This is a genomic window from Methylomarinum vadi (genome assembly GCF_000733935.1).
Lineage (GTDB): Bacteria > Pseudomonadota > Gammaproteobacteria > Methylococcales > Methylomonadaceae > Methylomarinum > Methylomarinum vadi.
In genome coordinates this window covers 1546750-1566940 of record NZ_JPON01000001.1, presented here as the reverse complement: position 1 = coordinate 1566940, position 20191 = coordinate 1546750, and the positions used below count along the sequence as shown (strand labels likewise).

Below are 20191 nucleotides of genomic sequence, written 5' to 3'. Positions count from 1 at the left end.
GGCACCGCAATTCAAAGTTCGGCGCCTTAATACCTTCGCCCTTCGGGTACGTGGGAAAGAATAAAAAATTGAATGGGAGCAAGACAGAACATGACGACAACAGGAATCGACCATCAGACCGAACCCGTCAAAAACAAACTGCTGGAACTGCTCGACGACGTGTTGAGCCACGACGGCTTCGGCGATATCCATGTGGAAGTCAAGATACTCAAGCGCAAGCAAAAAGAGGTCATCATCCACTGCGGCAAGCAATACCGCTTCGTCGTTAATGCGCCGGCGTAGCGAGCATTCCATGCGACATCCAACAACAAGGACCATAGCGCGCGGGAACGCGCAACGGGAGGGCGCGTCCCGACCGGAAAAAATTACGAGTGTGAACGGGTCACATCGGCAATAAATACAAAACACGATGACCAACAGACTGCGCGAGGCGGTTGCGGCATTTAATCGAGGATAAAAATGAACATACAACAAATCAAATCGGCGATCAGCCGCTTCCGCGCGGCCGACGTTTCCGTCATCGAGGACGAAAAACTGCGCGCGAAGGCGCGAAAACTGCAAGCCAAGCAAGGCGGTTTCACGCTGTTGGAACTGCTGGTCGTGATCACGCTGCTGGCGACCCTGTCTACCGCGGCGCTGGTGGCCTATGAAGGTATCGGCGAAAACGCTCAGGATACCGCCAATGCCAACAACATACTGGCGGCGGAAAGCTCCATCCGTAACTACCGCGCGGTGGAGAATGCCTATCCGAACCAGTGGGATAATTTGGCGAATCTGGACGGTACGATACCGGGAACGAGCGGGACCGAACCGTTGCTGGCCGATGCGACCGAAGCGTTCTTGGGGCAATGGGTGACTACGCCAGCTGCAACATTAGATGGAACTACCGTATTGGAAGCCGTCGGCCTAGCATTGGCGGCGGTCGGCATTGACGAGTTGCAAACGCTGGATTCCACGACAACATACACTAACCCTATTCCAAACCTTTCCTGGAACGAAAGCGCGCCTGGTTTAACTGCGGGTGGTGCATCTGAGTTGGAATTTGATGTCGATGATGCTGGTGTTTTACAAAATATCCTGTGGGATGAAACTTCACAATTGGGCAGCCCTGTCGCCTTGTCGATCGTTCCTTCGGGCGGCGAGGATGGAACGACGGGCACCGATTCAACCTGTACTGCCGATGGCGCCACTATCAGTACCTTTTATGACAACACCACGACGGTTAATCATAACAGAACGCTTAATCTGATCAATGATGCCTTGAGCGATGATACTTGCAGTCTGGTGATTGCCGTAGGCTTCGGGAAGGACGTGCCGGGCACCACGATCGACAGTCGCGTGGCGATCGGCCAGGCGCCGACCGCCGGCACCGAAAACGTCAACCCTGCCGAAAGCTATGCCCGTTATATCGCCTTGTTCCAGGTCGCTGAAGATACAGACAACAGCACTACGATCGATGCGGATGAAGTTTTCCAAAGAGCCCGCCTGATCGGCGTGGTCGATCCGGAAGGCCGTACGCTGGACGCGGCGATCGCCGGCGCTAACCAAGACGCTTAAGCGCTGATGTTGTCGGGTTCCCACGGTCATCCGTGGGAATCCTTACGGCTGACTCTTAGGTTGGACATCGCGATAGTAAGTAGCCCACATGAAGCAAAGCGGAATGCGGGATCATCGAAGCCACGAATATCCCGGATTCCGCAAGCTACATCCGGGCTACTTGCTGGTACCCACGGTCCTCCGTGGGAACCCTATAGGGTTTAAGCGAGCCGTAGGTTGGGCATCGCGATAGCGAAGCCCAACATTTCCGATGCGCTTGAATTCGCTGGGCTCAATTCTATTCAGCCCAACCCAGACAAATAAGACACTCCGCAAGAGGGTTATAACGACGAGCTATGGGACGAGGTGGGCGGTTCTGCTTGCAGCGGTTCGTTATATTGACGATGGATGCATTCATCCGTATCCACCTTGTTTTTTTCAGTTCATCCAAGCAAGTAAATGAGAGGTTTATTGTTTGTGCATTTCCCTTTTTTCACCGTTGGCGCGTTGACCGAATTGCGTTTAAAACGCCGAACCAAGCATTTTTCCCATCACCCGTCCGTGGCGTGCAAACAAAGCGGTTTCACGCTGCTCGAACTGCTGGTCGTCATCACCCTGCTGGGCATCGTCGCCGGCGCCGTGGTGTTGGGCTACGAAGGCGTGCAGGACCAGGGCCGCGAGGACGTCACCCGTTTCGAAATGGCCGAGATCAGAAAGGCGTTGTTGCAGTTTAGGCGCGACAGCGGTTCCAACCAATTTCCGGGGCAGGGGGTATATGATTGCACCGACAGTTTTAATGGCGGCAGCGATACCGATGCCAATACGGCGATGACTTTTCCTGCTGAAGCAGGAAGCACCAACGCCGAAAAAATTACCTGGTGCCAATCAACTACAAATTTTTGGATGTTGTTTACCGACCCTTTTGGCCGCTCCGAGGACGACCAGTGGAATGAAGATACCAAGCGGGGCTGGCACGGGCCATATATTCAACGAAAAAACAACCTGCTCGCGAATGGGGCGTGGGGTATTCTCGATCCTTATCAAGAACCGTATGAAATACAAGGACTGGACGATGACGCGACTGCGCGCCTTGTGAGTCGAGACTCCGGTGCAGGCGTGAAGACGTTGTATTTGCTGCGATGAATCGATTCATGTCTATTTTAATGTCATGGTCCGTAGGGTGCGCTCCGCGCACCAACGCGGCGGTCGTCTTGGTGCGGTGGCCAAGGTGCGCGGAGCGCACCCTACTTATGCTCCGGAAAGCGGACTATGGGGCATTAACGGAGCTTATCGACCCCCCTTATCTCATGATCGATTCGCATGATAACGACGAAGCCCGCGTGGTCGCTATCGGCCTTAATAATGCCGTGGAGGGTGAAGGCGACACGCCCTGTGTTCCGCCGGCCAACTCGGATGACAACATATTGTGCTTGCCGCGATGAATCGATTCTTGTCTATTTTAATGACACGGTCCGTAGGGTGCGCTCCGCGCACCAACACGGCGGTCGTCTTGGTGCGGTGGCAAAGGTGCGCGGAGCGCACCCTACCGTCCCGGCAGGGACGCGCTGCCGGTTTCACGCTGCTGGAAATGGTGCTGGTGCTGTTTCTGGTCGGGTTGATGGCGTCGGCGTCGATGATGTTGACCGAGGGCGTCGAAGACCAGGCCAAGTACGACGAGACCAAACGCCGCATGGAAATGATTCGCAAGGCCATCGTCGGCGATCCGACCCGCACCGTCAACGGCGGGCCGGAAATCAGCGGTTTTGTCGCCGATATGGGGCGGTTGCCGGAGTGCATTGCGGAATTACTGGAATTGGGTGATGAAAAAGTGCCGAATACAGATCCCAAAACCTATGATTCCCCCTGCGATGCATCGAAAACCATCGTCGTGTGGCATCAGGATGCGACCACGGGTGTCGGGTTCGGATGGCGCGGGCCTTATATTCATGTGTTGCCCGAACGTGATGGCGCTTTGCGTTTCCGCGACGGTTACGGCAATTCGGATGCGAACGATGCAATCAATTCAGGTTGGGATTTTTCAGTTTCGGGCGCAGAGGTTAATTTAACCAGTGATGCTTATGATGCCGGTTCCGGAGATAATATTTTAGCAAATAAGCTGGTGGTTTCGTCTGACTGGGAAGTCGATCTTGATAATTGGTCGGGTCGATTACTGTTTAAAAACTCGACGGCTTCGCAGGTGCCTCCCGTTACAGGAACGGACATTACGCTTAAATTAAGAGTTTTCTTTCCTAAGGGAGATGGGACCATCGACTCCGCAGACAGCGATGATTTTCAGATTTTAGTGAGTGATCCGGTAGCTGCAAACAGCAGCAAATACTCAGCTCCGATCACTTTTTCAGGTGGGAAAAAAGTTCCACTGGGCCTTAGAAGCGTGCAGGTTTTATGTGCCTCGGATGACTCGATATTCAAGGGCGCCTGCCCAGGAGTTCCTCCGCCCGATATTTCAAGCAAATTAACAATGCTACCTTTTTCCCAATCGACGCAATTCAATTTCATCTGGGATTTCTAAAGGCTGTTTAAAATGAGACACACTCAATTTATGAATCTCCAATATCTGCAGGTCATAATTCGTTCAATCATTTATGGGTTCCTTCAGTGCTCCGTGCATAATGTCGGACGAGGTATCGAAACCGTTTTTATCTGGTTCCCACGGTCCTCCGTGGGAACCCATACGGAGTCTGAGTGCGGAACCGGGATCGATGGCAGTGTGGACCGGTCGATCTGCATTCCCACGCAGGAGCGTGGGAACGAGTTTCGATCCTGGATTAGGCAGATATTATGATGAAATTCGAGGGCTTGTTTCCGTTTTTTAAGACGTCCGAGCTGCTCGTCTGCGAAACCGACGGTTTTTCCCTGCGCGGCGCGGTGGTGAAACGGTCCGGTACGAGCGTCGAGGTGCTGCACCGGGCGGCGATCGCGCAGGTGGATATGGCCGACGCGGTGACGGATCTGGTCGAAACGCTGCAGGCCAAAGGTTGGCGGGGCGGCGGTTCGGCGGTTTTGCTGTCGCATGCGGTGTTGTCGACGCTGGTGGAACTGCCGGTCAATCCGAAAAAGCCTCGGCCTTTGCCGCAAATGAAGGCGTTGGTGCAAGGGGATGTGGAAGCGTTGTGGTTGCAACATTCGATGCGCTGGTCGCTGGGCCGGTTGCTGGTCAGTCGGGGTTATATGACCGAGGAGCAGGTCGAGGTGGTGATGGATTTACAGCAGGGCAAGCCCAATCCGGCCGGCGGTCTGGAAATGCTGGACAAATTCTCCTTCCGCCGTTTCGGCGAGCTGGCCGAGGAGTTAGGGTTTGTCAAACGCAGCCAGTTGAACGCCTGCCTGACCGGCCAGGAGTGGCTAAAGGTCGATGACGAACAGATCGAGTGTAATTGGGTGCCGCAGGGCGCGGTGGAGGAGATTCCGGGTACGTTTAATTGGCTGACCAGTTGCGTCGGCCAATCCCTGCTGCAACGCTGGGTGGAGGTGTTCGCCCGCCAAGGGGTGAAGCTTAAAGCGATGTATCCGTTGACCGGTTGCGCCGCTAGCCTGCTGCCGCAACGTCCGTTATCCGAGGTGCTGTTGGAATCGCACCACGGCCTGGTCAAGGCGGTCCGCTTGTGGGAAGGGCGCATCATCGACTGGCAAGCCTATTGGCATGTCAACAAGTCGGCGATGGAATTGTGCCTGGAAAGTTATCACGCCCTGCATGTCGCGCCCAACGAAACGTTGTGGCTGGCGAGCTGGGACGAGAATGCGGAAGATTTGGCCGAAGAGCTGCGGCGGATGCTCGAAGTGGAGGTCAAGCTGCTCCACGATCCGGCGTTGGACGGCTCGCTCACGCCGGGCATGCTCGGCGCGGCGCGCCATGCCTTGGGAGTCGGCGAACCGGGACGTTGTATCGAAGTCAGGGTCGGGGGGCCTTTGCCGCCGCCCGCGCAGCGATTGGAAGTGCGCGCCGTCGCCTTGGCCGGCGTGTTGCTGCTCGGGCTCGTGGCGGCGGAGGCGTCGCTGCAATTGCGACACAGCGAGGCGCAAAGTTACAAGGATGAAATGGATTCGCGCTGGCAGAGCATCAGCGCGGCGAAAAAACGCATCGACGCGCAAATTCAGGCGATCGAGCAACGTAAGCAGGCATTGCGCGAGCAACAGCTCGAACAGCGGCGGTTGCAGGCGATGTTGGGCTTTTACGAACGGGATATTCCCGAACGGGCGGCGCTGGTCAAGGGGATATTGGGCATGCTGCAGAATAGCGTCGGCGATGAAGTCATCATGATCGGACTGCGCGAGGGAGAAGCAAAAGCGCCGGCGATGCCGTTTCCGCCGAATTCGCCCGCGGCGAAAGACGATCGCGTCGAAGTGGAAAGTTTCATGCTCGAGTCCTGGGCGGTCAGCGAAGCGGCGGCGCAGACCTTCATTCAAACTATACAGAAGGCGGCGGCGCCGTGGAATCTGGACGTGCGCGACAGCCGGGTATTCAGCGGCAAGGGGCCGCTGAAACTGGACGGTTTCAGCATGACGATGCGTTTGGTCAAGTTACGACCGGTCGACCAGGTGGGGCAACAGGATAAGGCTTGATGAAACGATCGCATTTGAGTAATCGCGAACAGCTTTTGTCGGCATTGGTGATCGTGGCGATCGTGGCCGGCGCTTATGGCTTGCTGCGCTATAGGCCGGTCGACCAACGCATCGGGCAGTTACAAAAAAGCGCGGAGTCGACGCAGAAACGTTTGCTGAAAGCGCGCCTCCCGGACGAGCCGCTGGAAAACGTGGAAGAATTGACGGCGCAGCTAGACGATTTGGAGCGGGCGATGGCGCTGGTCCGCGAGCAGGCCGAATTGATGCAACTACGGCTGGCGCCGTTCGATTCCCAAGAACTCAAGGTGCGGATTTCGCAACTGGCGCGCGACAGCGGCGTGAGAATACGCAGCAACGAAAAATTGCAGCCGCCGCCGCAAACGGCGACGAGCAAGAATGCCAAGCGAGTGGGTAAAAAACGCGGCAAGATCGACGACAAGCCCAAGGAACCGCTGATCCTGCCGGAAACCTCGGGCTGGATCGCGCGGATGTCGCCCGGAACGATGTTTCACCGGCCGATGCAGCGAATCGAGCTGGAAGGCTCTTATATGGCGATACGTAAATTCGTTCACGGCCTGGACGACTTGTCTTATCAGGTCACCGTGCTGAAACTGAATATCGAAAAATTGCCGCTCGCCTCGCCGGCCGGCTATCCGCAAGCTTTGTTGGCGAAATTGGTGTTGGCATTGTAAAACTCGGCAGGTGATGAATCCATGGCGTTAACCGAGGAACAATTATTGAGTGCGGGCGCGCGCAGCGGCTTGGTCGAACCGGCGGCGGTCGAACGACTGCGGTTGGAAGCCAGGCGCCAGCGCTTGCCGTTGTTGGCGATGGTGCAGGCGCATTACCGTTTTCCGTTGTCGGCCTTGTACCGGGCCGTGGCCGAGCAGGGCGGCCATGCCTATGTCGATTTGACCTCGCTGAGCGTGGACCTAGAAGTATTAAAGAAGCTTCCCGCCAATCTGTTGCGGCGCAAACAACTGTTGCCGGGGCGCGCCGACGACAAAACCATGCTGGTGCTGTCCGATCCTTTCGACCGCGACGCGATCGATACGGCGCAACGCTTGTTGGGACGCCCTTTACCGTTGGCGATGGCGGATCCGTCGCAGTTGCGCCTGCGCATCGAACGGGCGCTGGCCGGCAAGGCCGCCGCGCCCGAGACGGACTCGGCGGAGGACGACACCGATCTGGTGGCGTTGCTGGACACGATCATTCGCGAGGCTTATCTGCATCGCGCATCGGACATTCACCTGTTGACCGAGACCTGGGGTTTGCGCGTGCGTTTGCGCGTGGACGGCAAGCTGCGCGATTATCCGGTCGAAGCCGGCGCGGGAGCCGCGGCGGCGGTGATTTCGCGGGTCAAGGTGTTGGCCGGCCTGGATATCGCCGAACAGCGTCAACCCCAGGACGGCGGTTTCTCGTATCATCTGGCGCCGCCGATCGACCGCTCGTTCAACATTCGCGTCGCGACTGCGCCGATTCGACTGGGCGAACGGGTGACCATGCGCTTGTTGGGACAGGAGGCGAGCGCCTTGAGCCTGGCCGACCTGGGCATGTTGGAGACGGACCTGCGCTATTTTCGCGACGCGATCAACAAACCCTACGGCATGATTTTGCTGACCGGACCGACCGGAAGCGGCAAGTCGACCACGCTGTGCGCGGCGTTGGAGGAAATCAATCGCCCCGATATCAATATCATGACGGTGGAAAATCCGATTGAGTACGTCATCGACGGCGTCTCGCAAATTCAGACCGGGCCGAAGGTCGGTTTCGCCAGCGCGTTACGCTCGTTCCTGCGCCACGATCCCGATGTGCTGATGGTCGGCGAGATCCGCGATCAGGAGACCGCGGACGTGGCGGTGAAGGCGGCGATGACCGGTCACCGGGTGTTCTCTACCCTGCATACCAATAATGCGGTCAGCGCCGTGACACGCCTGGTCGATATCGGTTGCGAACCGTTCCTGATCGGTTCGACATTGACGGCGGTGATCGCCCAGCGGCTGGTGCGGCGTTTGTGCGCGCATTGCCGCCGGCCTCGCCCCGCCACTGTCGAGGAACGGGAAATCTTGGGCGCAGAGCAGGAACTGGTCGAGATTTATCAACCGGTCGGTTGCGCGGTTTGCCAGGGCACGGGCTTTCGCGGCCGTCTGGGTTTGTTCGAAACCCTATGGTTCGACGACAACTTGGCGCGCCTGGTGACGCGAGGGGTGGAAGAAGAAGTATTGGAGACGCGCGCCGGCGAGCGTTTGCGCTTTATGTGGGAAGACGGCTGCCAAAAGGTGCGGCTGGGCTTGACGACGCTGGACGAACTTCGCGACGTGGCGGTCTATAAAACCCATAAGACGCTGGCGGTGAACTGAGATGCCGTATTATTCCTATATCGCATTGGATAACGGCGGCGCGGAGGTTTCCGGACGAGTGCAGGCCGACGACATCGGTGCGGCAAACTTGATGCTGCGTCAGCGGGGTTTGCGGGTGATGGAGCTGCAGGAGCGCAAGAGAAAGGAAGGCTTCCTCGGCCAGGCCAATTTCTCCGACTGGCTGGCCTCGCAGCGCTCGGTCGGCAACGCTTCGTTGATTTTTTTCTTTCGTCAGATGGCGTTCATGCTGCGCGCCGGCCTCTCCATCGCACAGGCCTTGAAACTGGCCCAGAAGCAGATTTCGAGCCCCCGGCTCAATTTGACCATCCGCCTGATGTTACAGGATATTGAGGCCGGCCAGTCGTTGTCGGCGGCGATGAAAAAGCATCCGGTCGTGTTTGCTGACATGGCGGTGAACCTGGTCGTGGCCGGCGAAACGACCGGGGACCTCGCCACCATCATGGAACGGCTGGCGCTGCATCTGGACAAGAAGGCGGCGCTGCGCGCGCAGATGATCAATGCGATGATTTATCCGGTCGTCGTGGTGTTGGCCGCGATCGGCGTGGGCGTGTTCATGGTGGTCAAGATCATTCCCAAGTTCGCCAAATTCCTGCTCGGCCAGGGCAAACCGCTGCCGCCGTCCACGCAGATGTTGATCGATCTGTCCGATGCGGTGCGCGCCAACGGATTGAGTATCGTCGGGACGTTGATCGCATTGGTCGTCGCGTTGTTGGTGTTGTATCAAACCGGCATCGGGCGGCGCTGGATCGATGCCGCACTGTTGCGCCTGCCGGTGCTGGGCAAGCTGGCGACGACCGGGGCGATGGCGCAAATGACCTGGGCCTTGTCCATCCAGTTGCGCAGCGGCGTCACGGTGTACGAGGCGATGAAAATCACTGGCAATTTGCTCGGGAATCGGGTCTACAGCGATCAGTTGCGGGATGCCGCCGGAAAAATCCTCCAGGGACGCGAAGTCGCCCGCAGCATCCGCCATCCGCGCATGCCGCCGTTGGTGCTGCAGATGATCGCGGTGGGCGAGAGCGCGGGCAGTCTGGATCAGGTTTTGCAGGAATTGGGCGAGTATTACGAAAGATTGCTGGAAGTCGCAATTAAGCGCCTGTCGGCGCTGATCGAACCGGCGATGATTTTGGTGATCGGCGGGATGGTCGGTTTCGTTTATTACGCCTTCTTCCAGGCTTTGTTCTCGTTGGTATCGGGGTGATAAAAGACGCGCGTGGTTATGCGTTCCCAGCGAAGAGTACTCATCGTTATACACATCTTTATGTGAACCATGTCATTCCGGCAAGGATTGCGCGAATCCAGGTTACAAGGATGTATTTGGCTTGTCATCCTTGACACTGGATACCCACTCCCGGCGGGTATGACGAGACTTATGTATAACGATGAAGCGAGGAGCATGGGGACGAGAGAATATTGTGTTGTAGGAGCGCCGCCCTCGGCGCGAAGAGTTTCAGTTAGGCCTTTTTTGGATTCCCATGGTTCAGCATCGGAACGAAGAGTTTTTGTCAAGGTAGGATGAAGTGAAATATATTGTAGAGTGTGTATATGGATTAACGTTTGTGGCATCGCTGCTATTCCCGTTAAGCGCTGCGGCCAATGGTTCCGCAAACGGCAATTATTTAGCCCGGGCCGGCCAAACGGAAGCGCAATGGGTGCGCGACCCTTTCACGCCGAGTAAGCTGATGTATGAGGCCGTGGGTCTGCAGTCCGGCATGGCCAGCGGGGCTTACGGTTTCGTCCCTTCGAATGAGGCCGAGCGTATCCCGCCAATGAAATTGCGCGGTCTAATAAACCCCGACGACGAGAAATTTATCGCCTTGTTGGAAGTGAAAGGGATAGGCACGTTCATGGTGCGCGAGGGGGACGAGTTTAATATCGATCCATCGCAGCCGAAAAACGCGATTCGAATCGGTAAAATTACGCGTCTGAGCGTCACGGTCGAGACCGGCATGCTGGGTTCGATTCGCGTGTTACGCTGACCGGCTGCGCTACCGCAGTTTTTTATACCCATCGTAAATCAAAATTCGGCGCTTCCTTAAACATTGCCGAAAATTGAAGTGCGATAATGATACACCATTCGTCAGGCGTGCGTTGCCTGCTATTTTTTTCCATTAAAACTATTATGCGAAGCAAGAGCTTACGTTTTCAAATTACCTACCGGGTGCTATTGTTTGCCGTCGGCATCATGGTCATCGGCGGCGCGGTCGCAATTTGGCAGGCGCGCAATGCGGTCGAGGACGAGGTCGAGTCCTCCATTAATCTGGCCCTGCAGTTGGTCAAGTTGGGCTTTTCGGCGTCGCCCAACCCGAATATCGACGCCACCGACTGGATTTCTCGCTTGAGCGCGTTGAAACAAACGCGGCATTTAAACATTCAGTTGCAGGATGACTCCGGTAATCTGATCGATATCGCCGGAGGCAGAGAAAGTTCGGAACAGGACGAGACGCCGCCGCGCTGGTTCGCGGACTTGGTCGGCGGCGATTATCCGAAGGTCGAATATCGCATCGAGACCCACGACAATAAAGTGCTGACCTTGGTTATCCAGGCCAATCCTTTGGATGAGATTACCGAGGTGTGGGGGGAAACCCGCGCCTTTTTTCTGACCATCTGCCTGTTGGTGCTGTTGATTTTTATGGCCGTGCACTTGGTGTTCAACAAGACGCTGCAGGCGATCGAGACGATCGTCGATGCGTTGAAACTGATCGAAACCGGCGAATACCGAAAAAAACTGCCGGAATTTGCCACCCAGGAATATGACAGCATTGCCGGGGCGATCAACCATATGACTGACGTGCTGGAAAGGACGCGGCAGAAGAATAGGGCGCTGACCCAGCATTCCCTGCAGATTCAGGAAGAAGAGCGCCAACGTCTGTCGCAGGAATTGCATGACGAACTGGGGCAGTCGTTGACCGCGATCAAGGTCATGGCGGCGACCGCCGCGCACCGGGGCGCCGATACGCCGAAGATCACCCAGTCGATCACCGAAATCTGCGATCATTTGATCAAGGTCGTGCGCTCGATGATGCAGCAATTGCATCCGTTGATATTGAGCGAACTGGGGTTGAAGGCGACCCTGGAAGATCTGGTCGAGCACTGGGCGGAGCGCAATCCCGCCCTGTCGGTCGAGTTGGATTGCGACGACGCGGTCGACACGCTCGACCATGCCGTCACCATCCAGCTGTTCCGCGTGATCCAGGAATGCCTGACCAACATCAATCGCCATGCTCATGCCAGTCGCGTTACAATCACCCTGGCAATCGACCCGGCCAGGCCCGGGCAACTAGCGGTCAAGGTGGTCGACGACGGCGAGGGTTGTCATATCGAACATGTCGCCGCCGGTTTCGGGCTGTTGGGCATGAAGGAAAGAATCAAATCACTGGACGGCGAATTTTCGTTTCATTCCCGGCCGGGCGCGGGAATGACGGTTGAGGCAAGCGTTCCGATCGCATGACAGAAGAGAAAATCAGAATATTGTTGGTGGACGATCACGCCGTGGTCAGGGCGGGGTTCAAGCTGTTGCTGTCCTCGGTGGCGGGGATGGACGTCTGCGGCGAGGCCGACCGCGGCGAGAAGGCCATACAACTGTACCAAAGCCTGCAGCCGGACATCGTCGTGATGGACCTGTCGATGCCTGGGATCGGCGGCTTGGAGACGATACGCCGCTTGTTGCAACGCTATGAACAAGCCAATATCCTGGTGTTCAGCGTGCATGACGAACAGGTCTACGTGAACCGGGCGTTGTCGTCCGGCGCCAAAGGCTATATCAGCAAGAACAGCGCCCCGGAGATTCTACCCAGAGCGATCGCCAGCATCGTCGCGGGACAACGCTATGTCGAGGCGGGCTTGTTGAAAGATGCCGTCGACCAGGACTATCAGGCCATCATCGCGAATTTTACCCCGCGCGAATTCGATATCTTCCGTTTGCTGGCCAAGGGACTTACGGTCCACACGATTGCCGACGAACTCTGTCTCGGCTATAAAACCGTCGCCAATTATTCAACGCAAATCAAGAAAAAACTGAACGCGGCCAGCGTCGCCGAATTGATGCAGATCGCCTTGTCCGCCCGCATCGACACCCGCCCTAAATTGTAGCCCGGTAGGATGCGGTGAGGCACGAACCGCATCGGTCGAGAATAAAGTGAATAAAAATCAAAGTGGGCGACTTTGATCGGTTTGTCAAGCGAGATTGATTCTTTGGATTTACTATTGATTCATTATTTAAATATATATGGAGAATTTTCCATGCCCGATAGCTTTAAACAATGTATAAAAATATATTAATTATTCTTTTTCCTTTTGGAGAAAGCTAAACCAGCTAAACCGGATGCAAATAAATATAAAGGAGCTGGGGCAGGGACTGTTGAAACATCCCCACTATCCCATTTCTGATTTGCAACACTAAATTGAACATCAGTAAAATAATCCTGAAATGTAGTTTTATCAGTACTTTGGACATCAGCCAATCCCGAATAATTCAATATATCTCCGATATCTGTTGAATCATAAATTAAAGTTGCTTCAATCGGGCTAAAATCACCACCACTAATACCTAAGAATGCAATTGAATCGTTAAAATAAACATTATCCCCAGTTGAATAAAGGAAATTACTGTCATTGATTCCAGTTGAGTTATAGAAGTCAATAATTGCAACACCAAGAACTCCTAAATCTGTATCATCTTCGAAGATGTTGAATTCCAAAGCATTCTGATTTGAATTACCTTCGTAGTCATACCAGTTTGTTACGTTAACAACTGGTGCAGCGTTTGAAATTGGCGCTGCCATAGCACCTGCCAAAGCTAGGGGTGCAAGTCTTTTTGTTAGTTTTTTGTTATCCATATATGTTCCATAATTCGTTTATTCTTTCGGAAAAATTGTTCATTATGTACAAGGCATTTTTATCCATGTTGAAGACTGTTGGCGCATTCCATTCTAATTAATACGAGCGGCCGTTTGGTTCCGTTTCGTCTTCGGCTAATTATGCAATGAATATTACGTATTAATGCCTTGCTTCTTACAAGTAAGCAAAAATTGTTCCATAATTGATATAATACATATAAGAAATTGATAAATATATAATAAATTCAGTTCAGTTCAGTTCAGTTCAGTTCAGTCTGAATTGTAAATTTTTTTGACAAAGAATAAAAAACAACAAAAGCGCGGTAGTCTTGTAGGTCGGGCATGCTTTTTCTGCCCGACAATGCCAATATTTCAATTGGGCGACTCGCCTGGAATTTCAGAGATCGATGAGATTATTGGCGCTAATACGTCGGGCAACGAAAAGCAGTTGCCCGACCTACTTGGCTTGCTGAAACCTGAACCCGCATAGTTTTGGGATTTTCCTATGCAAAAAATCGAAGTGGCCGAGTTCGATTGGTTGATCAAGGATGGGGTGTGGCACGAACCGCATCGGTCTAGAATAAAGTGAATCAAGAATTAACAATCTATGGGGCAGACACGATTGAAAGTCGCTAAACGTCGGCCATAAAGCCTCCCAACGTCAGCGGCATTCACAATTCTTCTACGATCCAAACGACCGATTGGATTAGCAAAGGCAAATTCACTTATGTCATTCAATAATATTCATGTGCATCAATACGCTTAGTCTTGTAGGTCGGGCATGCTTTTTCTGCCCGACAATGCCAATATTTCAATTGGGCGACTCGCCTGGAATTTCAGAGATCGATGAGATTATTGGCGCTAATACGTCGGGCAACGAAAAGCAGTTGCCCGACCTACTTGGCTAACTTGAATATCCCCAGGCTGGCGAGTAAATTCCTCTTTCACAAATTAATGAAACCCCGAATCAGGCCAGTCGATAGCCTGTTTGGCATATCCGTGTTTGTCCGGGTTCCTATCGATGTAATCGACATGCCGAGTAAAGCCTTTACTGCTGAGAAGATGGACGAATATCGGCGCGTGAGCGAGTATTCGGGCGCTGATCGCTACCGGGAATAAGCGGCGCGGAGTTTTTCGACTTCGACGAGCGTGGGGATGGAAGAGGCGGCGCCGGCACGGGTGACGCTGATCGACGCGGCAATGTTGGCCAGTTTAGCGGCTTCCGGCAAATCCAGGCCCGATAACAGTCCCGCCGTCAGGCTGCCGATGAAGGTGTCGCCGGCGGCCGTGCTGTCGACCGCCTGAACGGTTCTGGCGTCGATGCGATGTTGCCGATCGGCATTAAATAGACGCACGCCTTTTTCGCCCAACGTCACGACGATGGTGCTAAAACCGTGCTGCAACAATGTTGACGCCCCGGCGTAAATGTTTTCGTCGCTCTCGGCGTCGATCGCCATGCCGGACAAGGCCGCCAGTTCGATTTCGTTGACGACGAGCAGATCGGTCGAGTCGCGGAGCAGGGGCGAAACCGGGTGAACCGGGGTAGGGTTCAGTATCGTCATCGCGCCACATGCCTTTGCCTTGGTAAAGGTTTGTTCGATCACCCGGTCCGGTATTTCGAATTGCGTCAGCACGATGTCGCCGGCCTCGATGGGCAAGTCGTCGAGAAAACTTTCATCCCACTGCGCATTGGCGCCGGGAATCACGACGATCGAATTGGCCGAGCTTTCCGCGACCGTGATGAAAGCGGAGCCGGTCGCGGTATTCGGCAAGCGGCGAACGCCGCCGACATCGATGCCTTCCTGTCGTTGGAAGGCCAGCAATTGTTCGCCGAAGGCATCGTCGCCCAGACGGCCGACCATCAAGGTCTCGCAGCCCAGCCGTTTGCAGGAAACGGCTTGATTGGCCCCCTTACCGCCGGGAAAATATTTGACTTCGCGGCCGAAGATCGTTTCGCCGACCTTGGGATGGTCTTTGACGAAGGCGACTATATCCATATTGATGCTGCCGACGACGATAGCTTTGTTCATGACTAATGGAGAGGTGGAAGAGCTTAAACTGGTTTGATTATGCTGGTTTTGTAGTGTGATGCAAGCATGAAAACATCAAACGGTTGGCCTTTCAATACTCCCAGCCGCCGGAAACGGTCAGCAAAGAACCGGTCATCGCCTCCGGGCTGTCGAAGATCAACCAAGCAGCGGTTTTTCCGATTTCGTCGGGCTGCACGGGGCGGCCGGCGGGGATTTGGCTGGCCATGGCTTGACGTTCGGACGCGCCGATTTCGTCGTCTTCGGTCAGGCCGGGGCAGATCGTGTTGACCCGGACCTGGTACGGTGCCAGCGCGACGGCCAGGCTTTTGCTCAGGGCGACGACGCCGGTCTTGGCGGCGCAATAGCCGGTCGACATCGGCCAGGCCTTGATGTTGTCGACGCCGGAGAAGGCGAAGTTGATGATTTGTCCTCTATTGCGGCGCAGTTCTTCCAGTGCGTAATGGCTGGTGTGAAAACAGCTGTTCAGGTTCAGGTTAATGTCGCTAAGCCATTGTTCAGGGCCGACCTCGAGTATGTCTTTATGCACGAAAGGGCCGACGACATTGATCAACACATCGATGCCGCCGAACTCGCGCACCGTATCGGCAACCAAAGATTCGGCTTGGCGGTGATCGGTCAGATCGGCCTGGAACAGCTTATTGGCGATGTCTTGCTCGTCCAGCCAGGCCTTGAGTTCATCGGCCTTGGCTTGATTGGAAAAATAGTGTAGCGCCAGTTGTACCGGCTGTTCGACCAGGGCTTTGGCCACGGCGGCGCCTATAGCGGAATTGCTGCCGGTCAGCAAAATGGTTTTCATAGACTAAGGATATTCAGGTTCTTTCGACGTAGAGAATATAATAATGCTTAATCTCCAAAAACGCTCGCCGGCCTCAGAAACGGTTCGACCCCGAAGCTAGGCCGGGGAAGGTTTTACAGCTCGGAAAAACACGCGAACCGGGACACCCATTAGCCAGCCGGTGTCAATAAGCCCAAAAAATATCTGCTGACCCCGTTGCCCCTCGAGCAACGCTGTTTCGCGATACCTTGTATGCTGCCTACGCTCGCGCTATTCGTTCAGATTTCGGCAAAAAAACTGCGTTACGACTAGCGCGGCTTAAAACTTAGCGCCGCTGACGCTCGGTTTCTACGAATTTGAGTCGCCGATTGTGCATTGCAATTGCTTTACTCGGTGGTAACCTGAATTTATCTTTAAATGTTTGTTGATAGATAACCTATCTGGCCAGATTAAAGATTACAGATATTTCTACGAAGGGGGGAACAATGGCTAAAGTTCTCATTGTCGGCGCCAGCAAAGGGGTAGGCGCGGCTATCGTTACACTGGCACGGCCCGAGTTCGAGGTTATTGCGCTGAGTCGAACGCAGCCGCAAGGCGATGTCGCTGAATTTCATCTTTGTGATGTGTTGACTGATCCCTTGCCTTCTATCGATGAGCCGTTGGCGGGCTTAGTGTATTGTCCTGGCAGTATTATTCTGAAGCCTTTCAAAAATTTGCAATGCCAGGATTTTGTCGGAGATCTGGAACTCAATCTGATTGGCGCGGTGCGTTGTTTGAAACACTATCAAAGCAACCTTCAGAGAGCCCACAGCGCTTCGGTTGTTTTATTCAGCTCCGTCGCAGTGCAAATAGGAATGCCTTATCATGCTGTCGCGGCCGCTTCTAAGGGGGCTGTCGAGGGCTTAGTGCGTGCTTTGGCGGCAGAGTGGGCGCCAACCATCAGAGTAAATGCATTGGCACCTTCCTTAACCGAAACCGGCTTGTCGGAACGATTGTTGGCCGATGATCGCAAGAGACAAGCGCTGGCATCCCGCCATCCGATGAAGCGTGTCGGCCTGCCGGATGATATAGCCCAGGCCGCGCTGTTTCTGTTGTCAGAGAAATCCTCTTGGATTACCGGTCAGGTGCTACATGTCGATGGCGGTCTGTCGACGCTGAAGATTTAATGCTGTCACCCCCTTTGCGAGTTATTCGGGCTAGGTTTCGTTAATGTTGCCGGAGGATAGAGACTATGAGCATGAACTACCATACTGTCGTCATCGGTGGAGGGTGTCTGGGTTGCGCTTGTGCCTTCTCAATTCAGAAAAGATTGGGCAAAAAGGCCGGACAAGTCGCCATCGTTGAAAAAAAGGTCCTGGGAGCCGGTTTAAGCTCTCGGCATAGCGCCATTGTGCGATCAGCCAATGCCTCGCCGATGGCGGCCAGAATGGCTAAGCAGGCAACTGCATATTGGAAAAAACTTAAACCCCTTTGGGGGATCGATATGCCGTTTGAACAATCCGGTGCAATTTGGATTGCCGCGAACCAAGGAAGGCAAAGCTCGCAGAAATGGTCGGCTCTTGAAAATGCGATGGCGGCCGAAGACATTGATTTTAGAATGTTGTCGCATTTGGAAGTCGAGAAACTCTGCGGCAAAGCCATTAAAATTGTCCCCGAAGAAAATTATTATTATGAACCTGAGGTATTACAGCTGGATTCGTCGCAGATTCTAAATGCCATTCAAAGCGCGGCACGGCGCAATAAGATTGATGTGATAGAACATTGCGAAGTGGTTGATTTCAGTTGCGATAGTCGCCATAACATCGAAGCGATCAAGACCAATCAAGGAGAGATCCGCTGTCAAAATATCGTTAATGCGACCGGCGCATGGAGTGCCGAATTGTTTGCCGGTATGGACATTGAAATCCCGGTCGCTTTAGAACCGGTTTATGCGGCAAATTTTTTGCTCAGTACGCAAGACATCCCGGTCACACTGCCGATTATTGCCGATTTTGTTAACCGGGCGTATTTTAGACGTTGGCGGGGAAGTATCTTGCATATGCATCAGCCCAGAAGCCGTAGCCCAAAGGATATAGCCAGTTCATTCAGTCGTGCGCTGATGAACCCGGAAGGTGCCAATGTTATATACGACGCTTCGAGTTTCAACGTGAATTATCAGCAACTGGAAGATTATCTGCTAAAAGTACAACAACGTTTTCCCAACATAGGTCGACCCGTTTATGCGGGTGGCTATAGATCGTTTTTTGATATCACGCCGGATCTTAAATTTATTCTGGGCCCCGATCATCGATCGACCAATCTTTATCACTGTTTAGGGGCGGGGCAGTCGTTAAAATACGCGCCTATATTCGGAGAAATAATCGCCAGACTCATTACAGGAACAGGGAAAGTAAAAGAAGATATCGATATCACCGAATTTTCGATTGAGCGTTTCAGCAAAAAACCAATCAGTGATTTTTGGCAGGGTACTGAGCAAGACGCACAAGCTTTATAACAAGTGATCCAGACGTTCGTTTTTTCGCTGTCTGACGAATCGACGAACATATTGGTCGCTTTCGATTTGAAGTGTCAAGGCGCCCAAAAAAGATTCAGATTAGATAACTGTCTATACCCGACAAAAATAGATCATACTGCGCTTCGGAGGCTTGTTTGGCCAAATAGGCGGGTAAGCCGCTGATAATGTTGTTTTTGCTGACCAGCCAGCCGACCCCATCTTCGGGGCCCAAGCTCAATAGATAGCCAAGATCTCGATGCATATAGGGTAGGCAAAAAAACAAGATGCCGGCCTTAAGCAGGATGTTGTTGGCGGCGGCCTTTCCTTTGCGGATCGCTGCTTGCGAAGTCAGCAGATTCGAGCCCATTTTGTCATAATATGAACAGTCTCCGGCCGTGAAAATATGGTTCAGACGTTTCTCGCCGACAAGGACCTGACCGGAACTATTGGCGTGTAACAATAGTCTCGGCGTTTTTCCGAGCAGCAGTAGGGTCAGATCCGAGGTCAGGATCGATTTCTCGCCACTATGGGCATGTTCAAGGTGCAATTCTCGATCAAGCTGGCCCCGGTAAAATTGGCTTTGCAATAAGGTAATTCCCTTTTGGTCTAGGCGTTTTTTGACATACCGCCCGATGGCCGCTGGAAAAAGGGGAAGTAACCTGTCACCACCATCTATCAGATTAACATGATAATCGGCATGACTGCCGGCGAGCCTAGAGGCCAATTCGAAGGAAAACTGGATGCCGGAGGGGCCGGCGCCGATGACATTGATGGTTTTTTCTGATTGACCGGTAGCGCTTAACAGCTTGTCGAGCTCGGTTGCCAGGCAATGCCGGCTCAATGTGTCGAGATCATATACACCGTCCGCCGTAATAGATGAGTTGGGTTGAGTGCCAACGGATATCAACAGGTAATCGAACGGTAATGATTGTTCGTCGAGTTGAATGCATTTCTGTAAATTCCAGGTTAGCAGTTGCTCCTCGTCGAACCTGACCGGTTGTTGAACATGAATAAAATTAAAGCGTCGGGCCAGTTTTGTAAAAGGTATTTGAATTTCTTTCAGCGGCCGGCGCACCGTTTCATGCAGACGGGTTATCAGTAAATGATAAGGGCGAGGGTCTATCAACGTGATCTCGGCATCGGGGGCTCGGTGTCTCAGCGAGATCAATGCCGATAAACCGGCATAGCCGCCACCGATAATGACCAGCTTTAAGGTATTGTGATGTTTGCTGTGTCGGCCAGACATCGACTCTCATTCCTAAATTAATGGGGCATTGTGAATACCCAATAGCAATAAAGCCTTATAAGCAATCGACTCACGACAGCTTGCCTAAAATTAATTGTTTGTTATTTTCGCATAATGCGGTAAATATAGTTAACAATCTGTTTCCATTTGGGATGCTTGTCAAGACGGTTTGGTTTCAAATTTTGATCGGAAGATCAAGATGGCGGGCGTGATAGAGCAATGGCGTCTAGAGCGCTCCTGGCAAAGAACCAGTGCAGACATCTCCATCACTTGGCGCATATTCCTTGCC

At 53.7% G+C, this 20191-nt stretch carries 18 protein-coding genes; 14 read left to right on the top strand and 4 right to left on the bottom strand.

All coding sequences use genetic code 11. From position 1 onward, the window contains the following. The first annotated feature begins 90 nt into the window (after positions 1-90). The 12 genes from EP25_RS0107920 (at position 91) to EP25_RS0107865 (ending at position 12590) form a co-directional block, all read left to right on the top strand. On the top strand, positions 91-282 hold the full coding sequence (locus EP25_RS0107920; protein ID WP_031433375.1) for a hypothetical protein: 192 nt from the start codon (positions 91-93) through the stop codon (positions 280-282). A 177-nt stretch (positions 283-459) separates the two neighbouring features. Next, complete coding sequence (locus tag EP25_RS0107915; protein ID WP_031433374.1) at positions 460-1557, top strand: type II secretion system protein; 1098 nt, start codon at positions 460-462, stop codon at positions 1555-1557. Positions 1558-1995: 438 nt separating this feature from the next. After that, a complete protein-coding gene (locus tag EP25_RS22435; protein ID WP_031433373.1) occupies positions 1996-2679 on the top strand; it encodes a type II secretion system protein in 684 nt (227 codons plus the stop codon). Between the two features lie 107 nt (positions 2680-2786). Then, positions 2787-2978: a hypothetical protein gene (locus tag EP25_RS23835; protein ID WP_152555616.1), complete on the top strand. Its 192-nt coding sequence runs from the start codon at positions 2787-2789 to the stop codon at positions 2976-2978. Further along, positions 2975-4066 carry a type II secretion system protein gene (locus EP25_RS0107900; RefSeq protein WP_152555615.1) on the top strand — a complete coding sequence of 364 codons (1092 nt, stop codon included), beginning with the start codon at positions 2975-2977 and terminating at the stop codon, positions 4064-4066. The genes EP25_RS23835 and EP25_RS0107900 overlap by 4 nt, the downstream gene beginning before the upstream one ends. A gap of 269 nt (positions 4067-4335) precedes the next feature. Then, positions 4336-6117, top strand: a complete 1782-nt coding sequence (locus EP25_RS0107895; RefSeq protein WP_152555614.1) for a hypothetical protein — start codon at positions 4336-4338, stop codon at positions 6115-6117. Continuing rightward, positions 6117-6809, top strand: a complete 693-nt coding sequence (locus tag EP25_RS0107890; protein WP_031433370.1) for an EMC3/TMCO1 family protein — start codon at positions 6117-6119, stop codon at positions 6807-6809. The genes EP25_RS0107895 and EP25_RS0107890 overlap by 1 nt, the downstream gene beginning before the upstream one ends. A 21-nt stretch (positions 6810-6830) precedes the next feature. Beyond that, the gene (locus EP25_RS0107885; RefSeq protein WP_031433369.1) at positions 6831-8477 is read left to right on the top strand and encodes a GspE/PulE family protein; all 1647 of its coding nucleotides are present in this window, start codon (positions 6831-6833) and stop codon (positions 8475-8477) included. 1 nt (position 8478) lies between these two features. Then, a complete protein-coding gene (locus EP25_RS0107880; RefSeq protein WP_031433368.1) occupies positions 8479-9699 on the top strand; it encodes a type II secretion system F family protein in 1221 nt (406 codons plus the stop codon). Positions 9700-10057: 358 nt separating this feature from the next. Further along, complete coding sequence (locus EP25_RS0107875) at positions 10058-10477, top strand: hypothetical protein (protein WP_235185862.1); 420 nt, start codon at positions 10058-10060, stop codon at positions 10475-10477. Between the two features lie 143 nt (positions 10478-10620). Then, the gene (locus EP25_RS0107870; RefSeq protein WP_031433366.1) at positions 10621-11949 is read left to right on the top strand and encodes a histidine kinase; all 1329 of its coding nucleotides are present in this window, start codon (positions 10621-10623) and stop codon (positions 11947-11949) included. After that, complete coding sequence (locus EP25_RS0107865; protein ID WP_031433365.1) at positions 11946-12590, top strand: response regulator; 645 nt, start codon at positions 11946-11948, stop codon at positions 12588-12590. The genes EP25_RS0107870 and EP25_RS0107865 overlap by 4 nt, the downstream gene beginning before the upstream one ends. A 185-nt stretch (positions 12591-12775) precedes the next feature. On the opposite strand, the gene EP25_RS0107860 is transcribed toward EP25_RS0107865, so the two are convergent. The 3 genes from EP25_RS0107860 to EP25_RS0107835 form a co-directional block, all read right to left on the bottom strand. Continuing rightward, positions 12776-13336 (bottom strand): PEP-CTERM domain protein, encoded by a 561-nt coding sequence (locus tag EP25_RS0107860; protein WP_031433364.1) that lies wholly within the window; start codon positions 13334-13336, stop codon positions 12776-12778. Positions 13337-14442: 1106 nt separating this feature from the next. Beyond that, the gene (gene rbsK / locus EP25_RS0107840) at positions 14443-15366 is read right to left on the bottom strand and encodes a ribokinase (RefSeq protein ID WP_031433362.1); all 924 of its coding nucleotides are present in this window, start codon (positions 15364-15366) and stop codon (positions 14443-14445) included. 91 nt (positions 15367-15457) lie between these two features. After that, positions 15458-16183 (bottom strand): SDR family NAD(P)-dependent oxidoreductase, encoded by a 726-nt coding sequence (locus tag EP25_RS0107835; RefSeq protein WP_031433361.1) that lies wholly within the window; start codon positions 16181-16183, stop codon positions 15458-15460. 464 nt (positions 16184-16647) lie between these two features. On the opposite strand from EP25_RS0107835, the gene EP25_RS0107830 reads away from it, so the two are divergent. Together EP25_RS0107830 and EP25_RS0107825 are read left to right on the top strand one after the other, a co-directional pair. Further along, positions 16648-17328: an SDR family NAD(P)-dependent oxidoreductase gene (locus tag EP25_RS0107830; RefSeq protein WP_031433360.1), complete on the top strand. Its 681-nt coding sequence runs from the start codon at positions 16648-16650 to the stop codon at positions 17326-17328. Between the two features lie 71 nt (positions 17329-17399). Then, a complete protein-coding gene (locus tag EP25_RS0107825; RefSeq protein WP_235185861.1) occupies positions 17400-18656 on the top strand; it encodes an NAD(P)/FAD-dependent oxidoreductase in 1257 nt (418 codons plus the stop codon). A gap of 94 nt (positions 18657-18750) precedes the next feature. On the opposite strand, the gene EP25_RS0107820 is transcribed toward EP25_RS0107825, so the two are convergent. Continuing rightward, positions 18751-19902 carry an NAD(P)/FAD-dependent oxidoreductase gene (locus tag EP25_RS0107820; protein WP_031433358.1) on the bottom strand — a complete coding sequence of 384 codons (1152 nt, stop codon included), beginning with the start codon at positions 19900-19902 and terminating at the stop codon, positions 18751-18753. Positions 19903-20191 lie beyond the last annotated feature (289 nt).